The 16,685-nt window shown below is 74.2% G+C and carries 10 protein-coding genes; 1 reads left to right on the top strand and 9 read right to left on the bottom strand.

The features are described from left to right. Positions 1–3: 3 nt before the first annotated feature. Genes fabD through AC27L3_RS00600 form a run of 4 tightly spaced genes read right to left on the bottom strand, consistent with a single transcriptional unit; the run spans position 4 to position 8,292 of the window. Positions 4–3,339: an ACP S-malonyltransferase gene (gene fabD / locus AC27L3_RS00615; RefSeq protein ID WP_487231955.1), complete on the bottom strand. Its 3,336-nt coding sequence runs from the start codon at positions 3,337–3,339 to the stop codon at positions 4–6. Continuing rightward, the gene (locus AC27L3_RS00610) at positions 3,339–4,340 is read right to left on the bottom strand and encodes a methyltransferase (protein WP_487231954.1); all 1,002 of its coding nucleotides are present in this window, start codon (positions 4,338–4,340) and stop codon (positions 3,339–3,341) included. Before AC27L3_RS00610 ends, fabD begins: the two co-directional genes overlap by 1 nt. A gap of 23 nt (positions 4,341–4,363) precedes the next feature. Next, positions 4,364–7,447, bottom strand: coding sequence for a non-ribosomal peptide synthetase (locus AC27L3_RS00605; protein ID WP_487231953.1), 3,084 nt, complete (start codon positions 7,445–7,447; stop codon positions 4,364–4,366). Continuing rightward, positions 7,444–8,292, bottom strand: a complete 849-nt coding sequence (locus AC27L3_RS00600; protein WP_487231952.1) for a hypothetical protein — start codon at positions 8,290–8,292, stop codon at positions 7,444–7,446. Before AC27L3_RS00600 ends, AC27L3_RS00605 begins: the two co-directional genes overlap by 4 nt. A 499-nt stretch (positions 8,293–8,791) precedes the next feature. On the opposite strand from AC27L3_RS00600, the gene AC27L3_RS00595 reads away from it, so the two are divergent. Further along, entirely contained in the window at positions 8,792–10,390 is a 1,599-nt protein-coding gene (locus AC27L3_RS00595) for an APC family permease (protein WP_487231951.1), read from the top strand. A 27-nt stretch (positions 10,391–10,417) separates the two neighbouring features. On the opposite strand, the gene AC27L3_RS00590 is transcribed toward AC27L3_RS00595, so the two are convergent. The 5 genes from AC27L3_RS00590 to AC27L3_RS00570 form a co-directional block, all read right to left on the bottom strand. Next, positions 10,418–11,254 (bottom strand): GNAT family N-acetyltransferase, encoded by an 837-nt coding sequence (locus tag AC27L3_RS00590; protein WP_487231950.1) that lies wholly within the window; start codon positions 11,252–11,254, stop codon positions 10,418–10,420. Between the two features lie 25 nt (positions 11,255–11,279). Next, positions 11,280–13,070, bottom strand: coding sequence for a glycoside hydrolase family 15 protein (locus AC27L3_RS00585; protein WP_487231949.1), 1,791 nt, complete (start codon positions 13,068–13,070; stop codon positions 11,280–11,282). 191 nt (positions 13,071–13,261) lie between these two features. Continuing rightward, on the bottom strand, positions 13,262–14,242 hold the full coding sequence (locus tag AC27L3_RS00580; RefSeq protein WP_487231948.1) for an alpha/beta hydrolase: 981 nt from the start codon (positions 14,240–14,242) through the stop codon (positions 13,262–13,264). A 169-nt stretch (positions 14,243–14,411) separates the two neighbouring features. Further along, the gene (locus AC27L3_RS00575) at positions 14,412–15,797 is read right to left on the bottom strand and encodes a serine/threonine-protein kinase (protein WP_487231947.1); all 1,386 of its coding nucleotides are present in this window, start codon (positions 15,795–15,797) and stop codon (positions 14,412–14,414) included. A gap of 70 nt (positions 15,798–15,867) precedes the next feature. Beyond that, positions 15,868–16,674 carry a serine/threonine protein kinase gene (locus AC27L3_RS00570; protein WP_487231946.1) on the bottom strand — a complete coding sequence of 269 codons (807 nt, stop codon included), beginning with the start codon at positions 16,672–16,674 and terminating at the stop codon, positions 15,868–15,870. Positions 16,675–16,685: the final 11 nt, after the last annotated feature.

Raw genomic sequence — 16,685 nt, 5'->3', positions numbered from 1 at the left:
ATGTCAGGCCGCCGGGCCGACGAGCGCGGCGGCTTCGGTCAGCAGGCGGTCGGCGATCTCGTCGGCGTGCCGGTCCCGCCAGGCGTGCAGCGGCGTACCGGCCAGCCACCGGTTGCAGGCCCCGAGCGCCGGACCGCAGGGCACCTGGTAGTCGGCGACGCGGCCGGCAGTGCCCTCGATCGCCCAGGTGCTCGCCTGCGCGCAGTACCAGCGGAAGACCAGCGCCATGCGCCGCTTGGGGTCCGCGGCCTCCTCGCCGCTGCGGCCGAGGCGCGCGAAGACCTCGTCGAAGGGGGCGCCGAGATAGTCGCGCTCCACCTTCGAGCGCACCGCGGCGGGCACCGCGTCCCAGGAGTCGTGGTTGCGCCACAGGTCGTGCAGCTTGCCGGCGCGGGCGTGGAAGAGGACGCCCTTGCGCAGCACGCGCGCCCGGCCGCCCAGTTCGAACAGCTCGCCGTAGGGGGCGAGGGCGGTGTCGTGCACGTCGGCGTCCTGCAGCAGGTCCTTGGCCGCGGCGCTCATCCCGCTCTCGGCCGTGCACAGGTTGACCGAGCCGGTCAGGACGAAGTCGGCGCCCAGCACGAAGCAGGCCGCGGCCGACTCGGGGGCGCCGATGCCGCCGCCGGCGCCGATGCGCACGGCCTCGGCGACGCCGCCGAGCTCGGCGCGCAGTCGGCGCAGCGCGGGCAGCAGCGCCCACAGGGTGCCGAGGTCCGAGTGGTCGCCGCAGTCGCCGACCGCGCACACGTCGTCCGCCAGCGCGACGCGCTGCCCGGCCGCCGCCTCCTGCTCGGTCAGCAGCCCCCGGGTCACCAGCTGCCGCACCAGCGCGGCGGGCGGGGGCGCCAGGAAGAGCCGGGCGGCGTCCGGCCGGGTGACCTTGGCCAGGATCGTGCGGGGCACGTGCACCGTGCCGTCGGGGAGCACGCGGGCGCCGGTCAGGCGGTGGCGTACGAGGGCGGGGGTGACCTCCACGTGGGTGGCGGCCTCCACGCGCCGGACGTCGTGCCGGATCAGGACGTCCACCAGCTCGTCCTCGGCGCGCGGGTCGAAGGGGTCGTGCGTGACGCCGACCCCGAACGGCGCGTCGGCGCCGGCGCTCCCGCGGATCCGGCCGATGGCGGCGGCCACCTCGGCGGGGGCCAGGCCCGAGGCGCCGAAGTAGGACAGCAGGCCGGCCCGGGCCATGCGGGCGACCAGCTCGGCCGAGCCGATGCCGCGGCGCATGCTGCCGGCGGCGTAGGCCAGGCGGACGCCGTGGTCCCGGCGGAAGGCATCCGAACCCAGCGACCCGGCGGTCGGTGTCCGGGCCGGGGTCGGGGTCACGGCCGGTGCCGGGGTCGGGGCCGGGGCCGGGGTCACGGCCGGGAGCGGGGTAACGGCGGGTGCCGGGGCCGAGGTCACGGCCGGTGCCGCCGGTGCCGGGGTCACGGCCGGTGCCGCCGGCGTCGCCTCCAGCGGCGTCGCCTCGGTGCGGATCCGGTCGACGAGTTTGGTCAGGACCTGGCCCGGGCCGAGCTCGCGCACCCGGAAGTCGCCCAGCCCCATCAGGTACCGGACGCTGTCGGTCCAGCGCACCGGGGAGGCGATCTGGCGGCGCAGGGTGGCGGCCACCTCGTCCGCCTCGTACGGCCGGGCGTGCACGTTGCTGATCACCGGGATCTTCGGGGCGGCGAAGTCGGTGGCGTCCAGCAGTCGCCCGAACTCCTCGGCGGCCGCAGCCATGTAGCGGCTGTGGAAGGGGGCGCTGACGTTCAGCGGCGCGCAGCGCGCGCCGGCCTCCTTCAGCAGGGGCAGGGCCCGGTGCACCGACTCCGCGGGGCCGGCGATCACCGTCTGGGTGGGGGCGTTGTAATTGGCGATGTCGATGTCGTCGAGGCCGGCGTCGGCCAGGACCCGCTCGACGAGGGCGGCGTCGACGGCCGAGGCGGCGGCCATGGTGCCGCCGGTGACCTGCCCCATGAGCCGGCCGCGCTCGGCGACCAGGCGCAGGCCCGTCTCGAAGTCGAAGACGCCGGCGGCGAAGAGCGCGGCGAACTCGCCGAGGCTGTGGCCGAGGACGTAGTCCGGCAGCCGGCCGCCCTCGGCGAGGGTGGCCAGCCAGGTCAGGGACTCCACGACGTAGAGGGCGGGCTGGGTGTAGCGGGTGTCGCGCAGGTTGCGGCCGGGGTCTTCGAGGCACAGCTCGCGCACCGAGTAGCCGAGCACGGCGTCGGCGCGGGCGACGAGGTCGGGGAAGCGGTCGAACACGTCCCGGCCCATGCCCTTGGCCTGGGCGCCCTGTCCGGGGAAGACGTGGACGTCGAGGGTCTTCCCGGCGGCGGGTCGGGCCGGCGTCGCCACGGGAGTGCTCACGGGGTTCACCTCGGTTCGGGGTGCGGGGGCGGCGAGGAGGGGGCGGGCATCGAGCACGGCCCGGTGGAGCACCTCGTCGCGGGCGTACGGGGACAGCAGCGGCAGCACCTTGGACCGGCTGCCGGGCGGCAGGGCGGCCCGTACCAGGTTGGCCATGGACCCGGAGGGGCCGAGGTCGAGGAAGAGCAGGTCGTCCCGCGCCAGCAGCGGGGCGAGGGCCCGGGTCAGGTCGAACGGTTCCCTGAGCACCTGCCACAGGTGGGCCGGGTCGGGTACGTGCACGGCCCCGCCGGTGGTGCCGGAGATGAGCGGGATCGTGGCGGGCCCGGTGGCCAGGTCCCCGATCAGGTCCTTGAACGCGCCTTCCACCGGGTCCATCAGGGGCGAGTGGAAGGGGAAGAGCACGGGCAGCCGCTGGCAGAGCGTGCCGGTGGCGACCAGGTGCCGTTCGATGCGGTCCAGGTCCTCGGCCTCCCCGGCCAGGACGAAGTTCTCCGGCGAGTTGACCGCGGCCACGTGGGCCCGGGCCAGGACGGGGTCGCGCCGGGCCAGGCCGACGTCGGCGAGGACGGCGAGCATGCCCCCGCGGGGGCACTCGGCCTCGAACAACTCGACCTGGCGCAGCAGGGAGCGCAGGCACGCGTGGGGGTCGACGACCCCGGCGACGGCCGCCGCGGCGACCTCGCCGAGGCTGGCGCCGAGCACGGCGCCGGGCGCGAACCCGTGTCCCTGGAGCATGCGCGCCAGGGCGTACTCGACCATGAAGATCGCCGGCTGGGTGATGGCGAAGCGCGTCATCGGGCGCTCGGGGCCGTGTCCGTCGCCGTGGATCGCCTCGATCACCGAGTCGCCGCGCACCTCACGGACGACGGCGTCGAGGGAGTCGAGGGTCTCGCGGAAGACGGGGTCGGCCCCGTACAGCCACTTGCCCATCCCGTGGTACTGCGAGCCCTGGCCCGCGAACAGGAAGACGGGCGTGAGCATCAGGCGGCACGCAGGGCGGACGCGAGGACCTTGTGCCCGGTGGGCAGCTGGACCACGGACTCCACCGTGAAGCCGGCCTCCTCCAGGGCGCGGCGCATGCCGGGCTCGTCCAGGCCGAGCGTGCCCTCGTCGCAGGCCACGGCCTGGAACATGGCCCGCCAGCCGTCGATGTCGTTCTCCACCAGCGGTTCCACCACGAGCAGCCGGGCGCCCTCGGCGCTGGTGGCCATGGCGGTGGCGACGGTGCGCAGGATGCGGACGCAGTTGTCGTACGTCCAGTCGTGCAGCACGTTCTTCAGCAGGTAGCGGTCGGCGCCTGCGGGCACCTCGGCGAAGAAGTCGCTGGGTGCGAAGGTGATGCGTTCCAGGACGCTCTCGTCCGTGACCCGGCCCAGGCCCTCGGGGCCGCGGGCGCAGACGCTGGCCCGGTCGGCCACGGTGCCGTGGATGCCGGGGTGGGCGGCGAGGATGCCGGGCAGCAGGCCGCCGCTGCCGCCGCCGACGTCGACGATGCTCCGCACGCCGCCGAAGTCGTGCTGCTGGACCAGGCAGTGGGCGACCGGCGTGGCGAGGTCGACCATGCCCTTGTCGAAGAGCTCGGCGGTCTCGGGGTGGTTCTCCAGGTAGGCGTACAGCGACTGCCCGAAGACCTCCTGGAAGCCGGACTTGCCGGTCTTGACGGTGTGCATCAGGCCGGCGAAGGCGTCGTCGTACAGTTCGGCGGCGAGGATGGCGAAGTGGCGCTGGGTGAAGGGGTGGTCGGCGCGCAGTGGCGCGTAGGCCTCGGTCAGCTTGAACTTCTCCCCGTCGCGCTCCAGCACGCCGGGCACGGTGAGCATCTGCAGCAGGCGGTGCAGGACCTCCGGGTCGCTGCCGGTGCGCTCGGCCAGTTCCTGCGACGACATCGAGCCGCCGTCCAGGATGTCCGCTATCTCCAGCCGGGCGGCGACCGCCAGGGCCCGGGCGAACCAGCCGCTGACGGCCAGCTTGAGGATTTCCATGGGATGTCTGCCTTTCGGTCCCGTCACACGAGCCGGCGCAGCCGGTCGGCCAGCGCGGCGGGGGTCGGCGTCTCGAAGACGTCGGACAGCGCGAGCCGGACGCCGGTGATGCCCTTGATGCGCTGGGCGAGCGTGGCGGCCAGCAGCGAGTGTCCGCCGTTGGCGAAGAAGTGGGAGCCTGCGTCCAGGTCGGGCCGCTCCAGCAGTTCGCCGAAGAGGCCGACGAGGGTGGTGGTGAGGTCGTCGCCGGTGCCGGTGGCGCCGCCGCCGACGGCCGGGCCGCGCTGCCGGGCCGCCTGCTCGGCGAGGGCGAGGTAGTCGACCTTGTCGCTGCCGGTGCGGGGGAAGGCGTCCACCGCGAGGAACTGGTGCGGCACCACGGAGCGCGGCAGCTGCCGGTGGGCGTGGTCCCACAGCTCGTCGACGGCCTCGGGGCGCCCGGGCACCCGGACGAACGCGGCCAGGTAGCCGTCCCCGCCAGGGTCGCCGACCACGACCACGGCCGCGGCCTCGACGTCGGGGTGGTCGAGCAGGACGGCCTCGACCTCGGCGAGCTCGATGCGGTTGCCGCGCAGCTTGACCTGCCGGTCGACGCGGCCGAAGAGGTCGATGCGGCCGTCGGGCCGCCAGCAGGCGATGTCGCCGGAGCGGTGGAAGCGTCCGTACGCGGCGTTCTCGCCGAAGCGTTCCTGCGTCAGCTCGGGCCGGCCGTGGTAGCCGGAGGCGACGCCGACGCCGGCGACGCACAGCTCGCCGCGCAGCCCGACGGGCAGGGGCCTGCCGTGCGGGTCGGCGACGAAGATGCGCGTGTTGGCGACGGGCGAGCCGACGTCCACGCGGCCGCCGCGGTCGGTGCCCATGCGTCCGGCGGTCGCCCAGATCGTGCTCTCGGTGGGGCCGTAGACGTTCCACAGCTCGGCGCCGGCGGCCAGCAGCGTGTCCGCCAGTTCGGCGGGCAGGGGCTCGCCGCCGGTGAGGATCGTGCGGCCGGCCAGCACCTCGCCGGCCTCGCGGGCGACCAGCCGCCAGGTGGTGGGGGTCGCCTGCAGCAGGCCGACGTCGTGGGCGGTGACCGCGGCCGCCAGCAGGGCGCCGTCGGTGCGCGCCTCGTCGGGCAGGACGACGGTGTGCCCGCCGTGGAGCAGCGGCATCATCAGTTCGAGCGAGGAGGTGTCGAAGCTGTAGGTGCTCAGCCAGCCCGTGGGGCGCGCGGAGCCGGTCACGCCGAACCGGTCGGCGTAGTCGACGATGTGGTTGACCAGGCTGCGGTGCCGGATCGGGATGCCCTTGGGCTTGCCGGTCGAGCCGGAGGTGTAGATCACGTAGGCGAGGTCGTCGGCTCCGGCCGCCGCCGCTGCGGCGGTGTCCACCGGTACCTCGGGCACGGCCTGCCAGTCGGCGGCGGGGACGCTCGTGCGGGTCCCGGGGGCCTCGATGCCCGCCCCGGTGATCACGACCTTGGCGCCGGCGTCGTCGAGCTGGTACGCCAGCCGCTCCGCCGGGTGGTTGGGGTCCAGGGGCAGGTAGGCGGCGCCCGCGAGCCAGGTGCCGAACACCGAGGCGGCCAGCGCCGCCCCGCGCGGCAGCAGCAGGGCGACGACGTCGCCGCGCTGCACACCGGCCGCGCCCAGCCGGGCGGCGGTGTCGGCGGCGGCGGACCACAGCGCGCCGTACGTCATCGTGGCCTCGCCGTCGCGGACGGCGGGGGCGGCGGGGTCCGCGGCGGCGCGGTGGGCGAATCCGGCCAGGACCGAGGGGTGCTCGATGGTCCGGTCGGTGGCGTTGGCCGCGTCGATGACCGCGTGGTCCTGCGGCGACCAGAAGGGCAGCGAGGCGACGGGGGCGTCCACCGCCTCCCCCACCGCGACCAGCAGGGCGTCGTAGCGGCGGACCATCAGCTCCACGTCGGAGCGCTCCAGCACGCCCGTGTAGAACACGGCGCGCACCGTGGCCGCCTCGCGGCTGGCGGAGACGAAGAACTCGAGGTCGAACTGGCTGTAGCCGTTCTCCACGACGACGAGTTCGGCGTCGAGGCCGGCGACGGGGAAGGTGCGCTGGTCCTCGGCGAAGGGCACGTAGTTGAAGACGTGCTTGAAGAGGGTGTTGCGCCAGGTGGAGCCGTCGCGCTCGACCATGTCGAGGACGTCGTCGGTGGGCACGTCCTTGTGCGCCATCGCCTCCATGAACGTCCGCCGGGTCAGGGCGGCCAGGTCGCGGAAGCTCGCGTCCCGGTCGAGCAGCAGACGCAGGGTGACGAGGTTGCTGTGGTAGCCGACCGCCTCGACGGCCTCGCGGGGGCGGGTGTTGACCGGCGAGCCGACGGTCAGGTCGGGGCCGGCGCCGTGGGCGGCGAGCAGGACGGCGTAGGCGGCGAGCAGGACGACGGACTCGGGCGCCCGCAGTTCGCGCTGGAGGCGGCGCACGACCGCGTGGGCCTCGGGCGAGAGGGTGTGGGTGACCTCGTCGCCCTTGAGGGTGATCGCCGGCTGCTCGCGCTGCTCGCACCACAGTTCGAGGCCGGAGGAGCGGAAACCGGCCATCTTCTCGCGCCAGTACTGCCGGCTCTCGGCGGAGGGCTCCGGCTCGTGCCAGGCGGGCACTTCGGCGGGCACCGGGTGCTCGCCGGCGAGCACGGCCTCGTACAGGGAGACGAAGGCGGCCTGCAGGATCGCGGTCGACTGGACGTCGGAGACGGCGTGGTGCAGGGCCAGGCACAGCACGTCCGCGTCGGGGCCGTGCAGCAGCAGGGCCCGCACGAGGGGGCTGCCGTCGGTGGTGAAGGGCCTGGCCACGAAGGCCGTCAGCAGGGCGAGTTCGCCCTCCTCGTCCCGCTGGTGCTCCGCCTCCTCCAGGGCGACGGCGAGCGTCGGCGCGACGGCCCGGACCAGGCCGGCCTCGTCGCGGTGGTAGACGGTGCGCAGCACCTCGAAGCGCTCGACCAGCAGCTGGACGGCCTTCGCGGTCGCGGCGGCGTCCAGGCGGCCGCGCACCCGGATCGCGAGCGAGAGGTTGTTCGCGCCGCTGTCCGGGACGAGCTCGTCGAGCAGCCAGAGGGTGCTCTCCTTGCGGGACGGGCGGACGTGACCGGCCGGCAGGTCGGGGCTCACGCGCCGGCCTCCGGACGGCCGGCCAGCACGGCGGCGACCGCATCGGCGACCGCGGGCGTGCGCAGCAGGTCGCGGTGCTCGACCTCGAAGCGGCGTTCGTCGGCCACCTCGACGGGGGCGATGCCCGGCGTGGTGCGCATCCGGTTCAGGCCGCTGCGCTCGCTGGCGGAGGTGATCACGGTGGCCCGCCGCCAGCCGGGGCGCGGGTCGAGGCCGGCGGCAGTGGCGAGGTAGGACATGAACGAGCCGACCAGCGTCACCAGTTCCCCGGCGTAGTCCTCGTCCAGTCCGGCCCGGCGCAGCGCCGCGGTGCCGATGGGCCGGAAGGCCGCGTAGAGCCCGGCCGCGAAGTCGACGGGCGCGATGGCGGGCTTGGCGGCGAGCTGCTCGGCGGTGCCGGACAGCTCGGCGATCTCCTCCGGCGTCAGGACGGTGGTCATGTTGCCGATGACGCGTCCGAACTGCAGGTGGACGGTCGGCACGTCGACGAGCTCGGGGTCGAAGACGACCACGAGGGGGGCGGCCCCCTGACGCTCGGCGATCTTCTGTGCGAGGACGCCCGCGAACACCGAGCCCGCGCAGTAGCCCAGGACCGCGCGGACCGTGCGCCCGCTGGCGGCCACCTCCGACAGCCAGGGCTCCAGGTACTCCTCGCCCAGGGCGTCGGTCTCCGGGTTGCGGACGGGGGCGACGGTCTGCCACAGGGCGCAGTCGAGGTGCAGTCCTGGCGCCAGTTCGGCGAACCCACCCTCGTTCCGGCCCGTCACCGGGAAATCGGCGGCGAGCACAATGTCGGTGTCGGCTCCCGCGTCGAGCACGACATTCCAGACGGTGGGGCTGGGCATGGGAATTCCCCCGATATCGAAAAGCCAACGACTGAAACCAGCGACTGATCGGCCAATTCCTCGACCTTGTCCGGTCGGGTCAGGCTGGATCCTAGGGCGGCCGAATCCGACCTGTCTACAGCTGTCGATCAAGGTCGGCGCCCTGTCAACGCCCCTGGTCAGCGGGGCGAGTTCGGGCCAGGCCGATAGATTTCAGTCACATCCAGGAGGAGTTTCGGACACTCCGTCACCACGTTTTGGTCGTTTTGCCCACCAGGTGGGACGGCGTCGTGCGCACCCTCGGACACCCTCGGGAAACTCCTGAATGTCTGCTTTTGCGGTGTGACGGTCCGCATACGAAAAAACACACGGCGACGCGCCGTCGGCGGCATGCACCGGCACCATGGAGCCGTCCCGACTCACCGGCCGCGTACCGGCGGGAATTGTTCATCCGTCACCTAAGGTTGAGTGATCCATTCGGCAGTACGCCGTCCAGGCGCCTCGGGCAGGGGGACAGATCGTGGCAGCGGATCGTGGGGCCGCACCGCAGGCCGACGCGGCGGAGGCGGCCGTCCAGGAGCAACGGCTCCGGCGGGACCTGGGGTTCTGGGCGCTCACGGCGATCGGGTTCTCCAACATCGTCGGCTCCGGCTGGCTGTTCGCGGCGATGTACGCGGCCCGTACGGCGGGCCCGGCGTCCCTGCTGACCTGGGTGGGCGCCGGCGTGCTGTGCGGCCTGGTCGCCCTGGTGATGATCGAGCTCGGTGCCTCCCGGCCCGAGGGCGGCGGCACCGTGCGCTGGCCGCTGTACGCCTCGGGCCGGCTGGTCGGCACGCTGGTGGGCTGGTCGGTCCTGCTGTCGGTGGGCGGCACCGCCGCCGAGATCAGCGCGATCATGCAGTACGCCGACCACTACCTGCCGGACCTCTACCACGGCCACGTCCTCACGCCGACGGGCCTCGCGCTGGCCGTGGGCCTCAGCCTGCTGCTGACCGTCCTGAACTGGTTCGCGGTCCGCACGTTCGCCCGGCTGAACAACCTGGTCTCGGTCTTCAAAATAGCCGTCCCCGTGATCACGATCGTCGCCCTGTTCGCCTCCGGCTGGCACTCCGGCCGGCTGACCGACCACGGGGGTTTCGCCCCGTACGGCTACGCCGCCTGCCTGTCCGCCCTCGCCGGCGGCGGCATCGTCTACTCGGTCAACGGCTTCCAGGCGGCCCTGGACTTCTCGGGGGAGACGCGCAACCCCCGCCGCACCATCCCCGCCTCCGTCCTCACGGGCATCGGGCTGGCGCTGGTGATGTACCTGGGGCTGCAGTTCGCCTTCCTCTTCACCGTGCCCGACTCCCTCCTCGGTCACGGCTGGAAGGGCGTCGACTTCGAGTCGCCCTTCGGCCAGCTGGCCCTGATCCTCAACCTGCACTGGCTCTCCAGCCTGCTCTACGCCGACGCGGTGCTCTCCCCCGGCGGCTCGGCGTACGTCGGTGTGGCGCTCAACGCCCGCCACACGTACGCCCTGGCCAAGAACCGCACGCTGCCGCGCGCCTTCATGCAGGTGGATCCGCGTTCCGGCATCCCGCACCGGGCGCTGGCGCTGAACTTCGCGGTGATCGTGGTCTTCCTGCTGCCGTTCGGCGGGTGGCAGCGCATCGTCAGCATCATGGGCGACATGTACCTGCTGATCTACGCGGCCTCGGCGGTGGCGGTCGCCGTCTTCCGCGCCGACCCGGGCACCCGCATGGCCGGGTGGGTGCCGGGGCTGCGCTGGATCGCCCCGCTGAGCTTCGTGGTCTCCAGCGAGTTCGTGTACTGGTCGGGCTGGCACGACCTGCGGTTCGCGCTGCCCGTCGTCCTGGCCGGCCTGGTGCTGTACGCCGGGATGCGGCGCTCCGTCGACGACGGGCCGCTGGCCGGCGAACTGCGCGACGGCGCGTGGCTGCTGTGCTACCTGTCGGGGCTGACGCTGCTGTCCTGGCTGGGCACGTTCAAGGGCTCGGGCCGGCTGCCCGCTCCCTACGATTCCCTGACCGTCGCCGCCTTCGCCCTGGCCGTCTTCTTCTGGGCGGTCCGCTCGGGAGTACGCCACCGGGCAACGGCCCCACAGGAGCCCGCCCGCTGACCCGGCCGACCCCCGGGGCGTGACCGGTCAGCCCTTCAGGCCGTAGAAGTGCACCGGCGAGTTCGGCCGGAAACCGATGCGGGGATACACCGGCGCCCCCGCCGCGGTGGCGTGCAGGGTGGCGCGGGTCAGGCCGGTGGCCCGCGCCCCTTCGAAGAGGGCCTTGCGCGTCACCGCCTCCCCGTACCCCCTGCGCTCCCACTCCGGGGCCGTGGCGACGAGCACCACGAACAGACGGCCCTCGGCCTCCACGGTGCCGGCGCACGTGACCGGGAGACCGTCGCGCAGGCCCAGGTAGGCGTGCACCTCGTTCTTCCACAGCGTGGACCCGAGGAGCCCGTCGCGGCCGTCCTCCAGCGGGAAGCCGTAGGCGCGGGAGTTGAGGTCCGCGTACGCCCGCAGGTGCTCGTCGGTGCTCACGCGGACGAACGTCAGGTCGGGGTGGGACGGCTCGGGCAGGGGGAGGAGGTCGCCGGCCATGCCGGTGCCGGGGAAGGCGTACTCCAGGCCCGCGCGTTCGGCGGCCGCCCGCACCCCGGCGCGCGCCCGGTCGCCGAGGAGGTCCTCGAAGAGCCACAGGAACCCGGGGTGCTTCTTCTCGCGCATGATCTGCGCCGCCAGCCCCAGGCGCTGTTCGACGAGCGCCGGGTCCGCGTCGACCTCGGTCAGCGTGATGCAGTTCCAGAAGGCGAACCGGCAGTCGGCCCAGCGGACGGCGAGGCCGGGCAGGTCCCGCACGTCGGCGGCGGCATCGCGGTCGAGCACCATCGCCCGCCACACGACGGCGAGCTGCTCCATGGATTCGATCGACTCGGTACGGTCCGCCACGGGAACCTCCTGAGGGGGAAGGCCAGGAGGGCCCATTCAAGCTCCGCCCGCCGCCCGGCCGCTACGTTTCCGGCCAGGGACCGGCCAGCCGGGCCGCGCAGTCCAGCATCAGCGCGTGCACGAAGGCCTGCGGCAGATTGCCGCGCAACTGCCGCTGGGCGACGTCGTACTCCTCCGAGTACAGCCCGGCCGGGCCGCAGGCTGCGCGGTTGCGCTCGAACCAGCGGAACGCGGCCACCTGGTGCCCCTGCTGGTGCTCGGCCAGCGCCGTGACGAACCCGCACAGCAGGAAGGCGCCCTCGCTCTCCGCCAGCGGCCGGTCGCCGTGGCGGAAGCGGTAGGCGAAGTGGTCCTCGGTGAGCTCGTCGACGTACGCGCGCAACGTGGCCTGCGTGCGGGGGTCGTCGGCGGGCAGGGCGCCGCGCAGCGGGGGCAGCAGCAGGGCGCCGTCCAGGCCGGGGTCCTCGGGGGACCGCTGCCAGCGCCCGGAGGGGTGCAGGCAGCGGGCCGCGGCGTCCGCGACCAGGCGGTCGGCCAGGGCGCTCCACTCGGCCGTACGACCGCCGGGCGGGCCGGCGGCGGCGACGCACCGCAGGCCGGCGGCGCACGTCAGCCGGCTGTGCGCCCACAGGCGCGGGCGCAGTTCCCACACACCGGAGTCCGCCTCGTCGCGGCGGCGGGCGATGGTCTGCGCGGCGATGACCGCCGCCCGCCAGCCGTCGGCGTCCAGCCGGTCGTGGCGTGCCGCGGTACCGAACAGGAGCAGGGCCTCGCCGAACGCGTCGAGCTGGAACTGCCCGCTGACGTTGTTGCCGACCCGGTCGAACCCGCCGGGGTAGCCCGACAGGTCCAGCTCGCGCTCGTCGGGGATCGTGCGCCCCTCCACGGTGTAGGCGGGGGCCATGCGGGACCCGTCCTGGTGCAGGCGGGCCGCGACGAACCGTACGGCCTCGTCCAGCAGCGCCGTGTCCCCGGCGGCGGCCGCCGCCTGGGCGGCGTAGCACTGGTCGCGGATCCACACGTAGCGGTAGTCGTAGTTGCGGCCCTCCTCCGCCCGCTCCGGCAGGCTCGTCGTCGCGGCGGCGACCATGCCGCCCGAGGCCGCCGTCAGCCCCCGCAGGACGGTGTACGCCCGGCGGGCGTCGGTCCGGGCGACCGTGCCGTCGAGCCGCGGCACCGCCGCGTGCCACGCCTCCTCGGTGGCGCGCCACATCTCACCCGGGTCGGGGGGCCGCCCGGTCAGGGACCGGTCGCTGATCTCCAGGACGAGGTCGTGGCAGTCCCCCGCCCCGACCGTCAGCTCCATCCCCACCCGGCGCCCGCCGGGGTCCACCGGCCGCGGCGCGGCCGCGCAACCGGACCAGCGCACCGCGAGGGGCCCGGCCCGCCCGGCCCACACCCCGTCGGCCTCGCGGGAGAACCCCCGCAACGGGTACCGGCCGAAGCCCGCGCAGGGCTCCAGGACCACGGACACCCGCGCGGCGTTGTGCACGGCCACGATGCGCCGCAGCAGCACGGCACGGTGCGGGTCACCGGGGAAGGCGAGGGCCTCGCGGCACTCGACGATGCCGTCGTCGGTGACCCAGCGGCTGCGCCAGATGAGCGTCCCGTCCTCGTAGTACCCGCCCCACACGCAGCGCGCCACGGGCGTGACCACGTACACGCCCGTCCCGCCGACCAGGGTCGAGAAGACCGCGTCCGAGTCCCACCGGGGGGCGCACATCCACGCGTACTCCCCCCGGGGCCCGACGAGGACACCCCGCTCACCGTCCGCCAGCAGCGCGTACTGCCGCAACGGATGAGGCGCGAGCGTGCCTCCGCCGAGCTCGCCATCGGACGAAGTCCTGGTCATCGTCACTCTTCAGCCGACGTGCCGTCCGGGCGCGGGGCGCCGCGGGAAGATGCCGATGAGATCACTAACCACCACCCCCGCCACCCAAACCGCCCCCGCGGGGCCCAGGGCCTGTCCGGCGGATCTTCGTCACGCGCCACCACGGCGCCCCGTAGGGGCGCCGTGCATGACGAAGGTCCGCCGGACCCGGCCTAGGCCTTGCGGAGTCGGTCGATGATGCCGTTGATGTCGTCGCGGAAGAACTGGGTGCGGAAGTAGTGGCCGCCCGTGTCCTCGTGGGCCTCGTACGGGATGCCCGCGCGGTCCAGCAGGCCGCGGAATTCGCGCTGGCCGGCCAGGACCTGGGTCTCGTTGGCCCGGTCGAACAGGTTGACCGGGTCGGGGCTGGTGCCCGCGACCATGAAGATGCGCTTGTTGCGGTAGCTCTCGATGCGCTCGACCGGGTTGTCGGCGGTGACCCTGGCCTGGTCCCAGAACGGCGCGCCGTACACGGTGCCGCCGCCGAGGTCCAGGGCGGAGGTGACGTTCGCCCAGTGCACGACGAGGCCGCCGTCGCGGCGCAGGCTGGCCGGGCCGGAATAGGAGCTCACCGAGGCGAAGTGGCCGTAGTACTTGGCCGTGTACTTCAGCGCGCCGAAGCCGCCCATCGAGAAGCCGCCGATGGCCCGGCCGTCGTACTCGGCGTAGGTGCGGAAGTTCGCGTCGATCCAGGGGATCAGCTGGTTGATGTGGAAGTTCTCCCAGTTGCGCGGGCCGACGTTGGAGTGGACCGGGTTGGAGTACCAGCCGGTGCGCCCACCGTCGGGCATCACGACGATGATCGGCTTGCCGGCGGTCAGCTCACGGATCCCGGCGCGGTCGAACTCGATGAAGTCGCCCCCGCCCCCGTGCAGCATGTACAGGACGGGGTAGGTGCGGCCGCTGGTGTGGTAGTCGTCGGGCAGCAGCACGTTGACGGCCGGCTTCCAGCCGATCTCGGCGGTCTGGAAGCGGTAGTACCACATGCGGGGGTCGGTCTCGCCGCGCTCGACGACGCGCAGCCCGAAGCCGTCGCCGACGGCGTGCGCCGCCGACGCGCCCGCGAGGACGCCTCCGCCGGCCACCGCCACCGCCGCCGACAGGCCGCCGACGGCCTTGAGAATGCCGCGGCGCGTGGGTCGGTACTCGCTCAAGATGACCTCCTGATGGTGAACAAACTCCGTTGCCGGTGGCCCGGGTGGAAACAGGCCCGCACCGTAGCCGCGGGCGCCCGCGGGAGGGCATCCGGAACGATCCGGAGTGACGACGCGCGGAGGCCGCCGGTAGAAAGGCCCTCGGACGAGTCCCCGGTCGAAGGCCGCCTCAGCGCGACGGCGTGGCGCCGGGGTGCGGACAGGCCGGAACGGCGGGGCGGTCCTTCGTGCGCACGGCGGGCAGCCAGGCGGTGGCCGGGCGGGACCCGGCGGGCAGACGGATGCGCAGCCACTCGGCGGACCACGTGCCGCCCTCGTCGACGATGGGCACGCCCTGGGCCAGCCGGCAGTCGACGGTGAGGACGTCCCCGTGCCACACACGGGTCGGTACGACGTTGCCGGTGGTGTAGTTGCGGCGGGGATCGATCGCCAGGCCGAGGCTGCACTCGGGGACGCGGTCGGTACGGTCCCGGCAGCCGCGCTCCTCGTTGAACACCCGGATCCGGTCCGCGCCCGGCGATTCGGGGCCGGTGCCGCGCACGACGTACGCCCAGCCCGCCACCGCCACCGCGCACACCGAGGCGGCCACGGCCGCGACCCGCAGGCCCTTGCGCCGGTGCCGGGACGGGTGCGGGCCGGGCTGCGGCCGGCCCTCCTCGGCCGGCCGCCGGCGGATGCGCTCCAGCAGCGTCTCGGCGGTGTGCGGGGCGCGCGCGGCATGGGTCGGGGCCAGGCAGTCGGTGACCAGCGCGCGCCAGAACGGCGGGACCGCGGTGTCGATGCGCAGCGGGGTGCGGCCCTCGGCGTACTCCTGCACCGCCGCGGCGCGCGCGACCGGCGTGGCGCCGGGGAACGGTGTCGCACCGGAGGCGAACACCTGGTGGACGAGGATGCCCAGGGCCCAGATGTCGGCGCTGGGCCGCACCCGGACGCCGTGCTCGCCGAGCGGGGCCTTCCAGCGTTCGGGCGGGAGGTAGTCGAAGGTGCCCATCGGGGGCGCGTAGCCGTGGGTTCCCTGCGTGGCCGTCAGCTCGGTCGCGAGTCCGAAGTCCGAGAGCCTGACCGAACCGTCGGCCATCAGCAGGACGTTGTCCGGTTTGAGGTCGCCGTGCACCCAGCCGCTGCGGTGCAGGTGGGCCAGGCCCTCGCAGATCTCGGTGACGAGCCGGGCGCCCTCGGACGGGGTGATGCCGGCGGCGAGCCGCTCCCGCAGGCTGCCCGCCGCGCGCTCCATGACCAGGACGATCGCGCCGTCCAGGTGCGCATCGCCGGGCCGGCCGAGCGTGAAGGAGTCCAGGAAGCGGACGAGCCGGGGGTGGCGGGCGCGGGAGGCGAGCTCGACCTCGCGCCGGGCGGCCTCCGCGACGGCGCGGGCCTGGCGCGGTGCCAGTCCCTCGGTGGACAGGATCTTGAGCGCGACGTCCGCCTGTGCGCCGGACGCCGTCGTGCCCTCGCCGGCGGGGCGCCCGGCGTAGACCGTCGCCCAGCCGCCGGTACCGATCGGTGCGCCGACCTCCCAGTCGCCGAGGCGGCAGCCGGCTGTGAGCCCTTCCACGGCCGTCACCGTCCACCGGTCCGGGCGGGCCGTGCCCCGTACGTCCCGCCCGCGGGCCGGCCGGCGCCGCTCATCCGGCGGCCCCCCGCGCCGCTTTGCCGCCGCCCGGTCGGGGCGGCAGGAGGGCCAGGTGCTCCTCCCGTACGAGGCCGAAGCGCAGGGCGACCCCGACGATCGCCTCCCGCTTGCCGTTGCGGCGGGCTCCCCGGCCGGCATCGCCCCCGGCCGGCGGGCCGACGCGGATCTTCTCCTCGGCCAGGTAGTCGATGTGCGAGCTGACGGCCCGGGCCGTCAGCCGGTCGCAGGCGGCGTGTCCGCGCAGCCGCTCGACGATCTGCGGGGTCGTCGGTACCGCGACGGGCGACTCGTCGCGCAGGCGCGGTTCGCACAGGGCGACGAGGACGAGGAAGTAGGTGGCGGTCTCGTCCAGCGAGTACGCGGTGAGCGTGCGCGTCCCCCACGGCCCGCCCGCGGCGTCGGGGTCGAGGTAGACGTGGTCGGGCGCGAAGACCTGGAAGGCGACCGTGTTCTCGCGGGTGGGCAGCACGACCCGGGAGAACTCGAAGGGGATGGGCGCGCCCGCCCGGCGCGGCGGCACCCTCAGGTACTCCCCGGCGCCTTCCGGGTTCTCCACCAGATAGCTCTGGGTCGTGCTGAAGTTGCTGAGCTGCCAGTGGTCGTCGGTCACCCGGATCTCGCCCGCCAGCCGGGAGATCGCCTCGTCGACGAGGCGCAGCTCGACGGGCACGGTCGCCGATCCCCGCCCGAACCGCGCCACCTCGCCCGGTCCGAGCCGCAGCGTCACCCCGTCCCCGCCGCGGCCGGCCTCCGCAGGATCACCGCTCCCCCGTGGCAGATGCACCACTATCCCGCTCACTGACCTCTCCT

The sequence above is a fragment of the Streptomyces sp. PKA51 genome, assembly GCF_057552455.1.
Note: the sequence above shows the minus strand (reverse complement) of the source record. Positions and strands in the feature narration are given on the sequence as shown.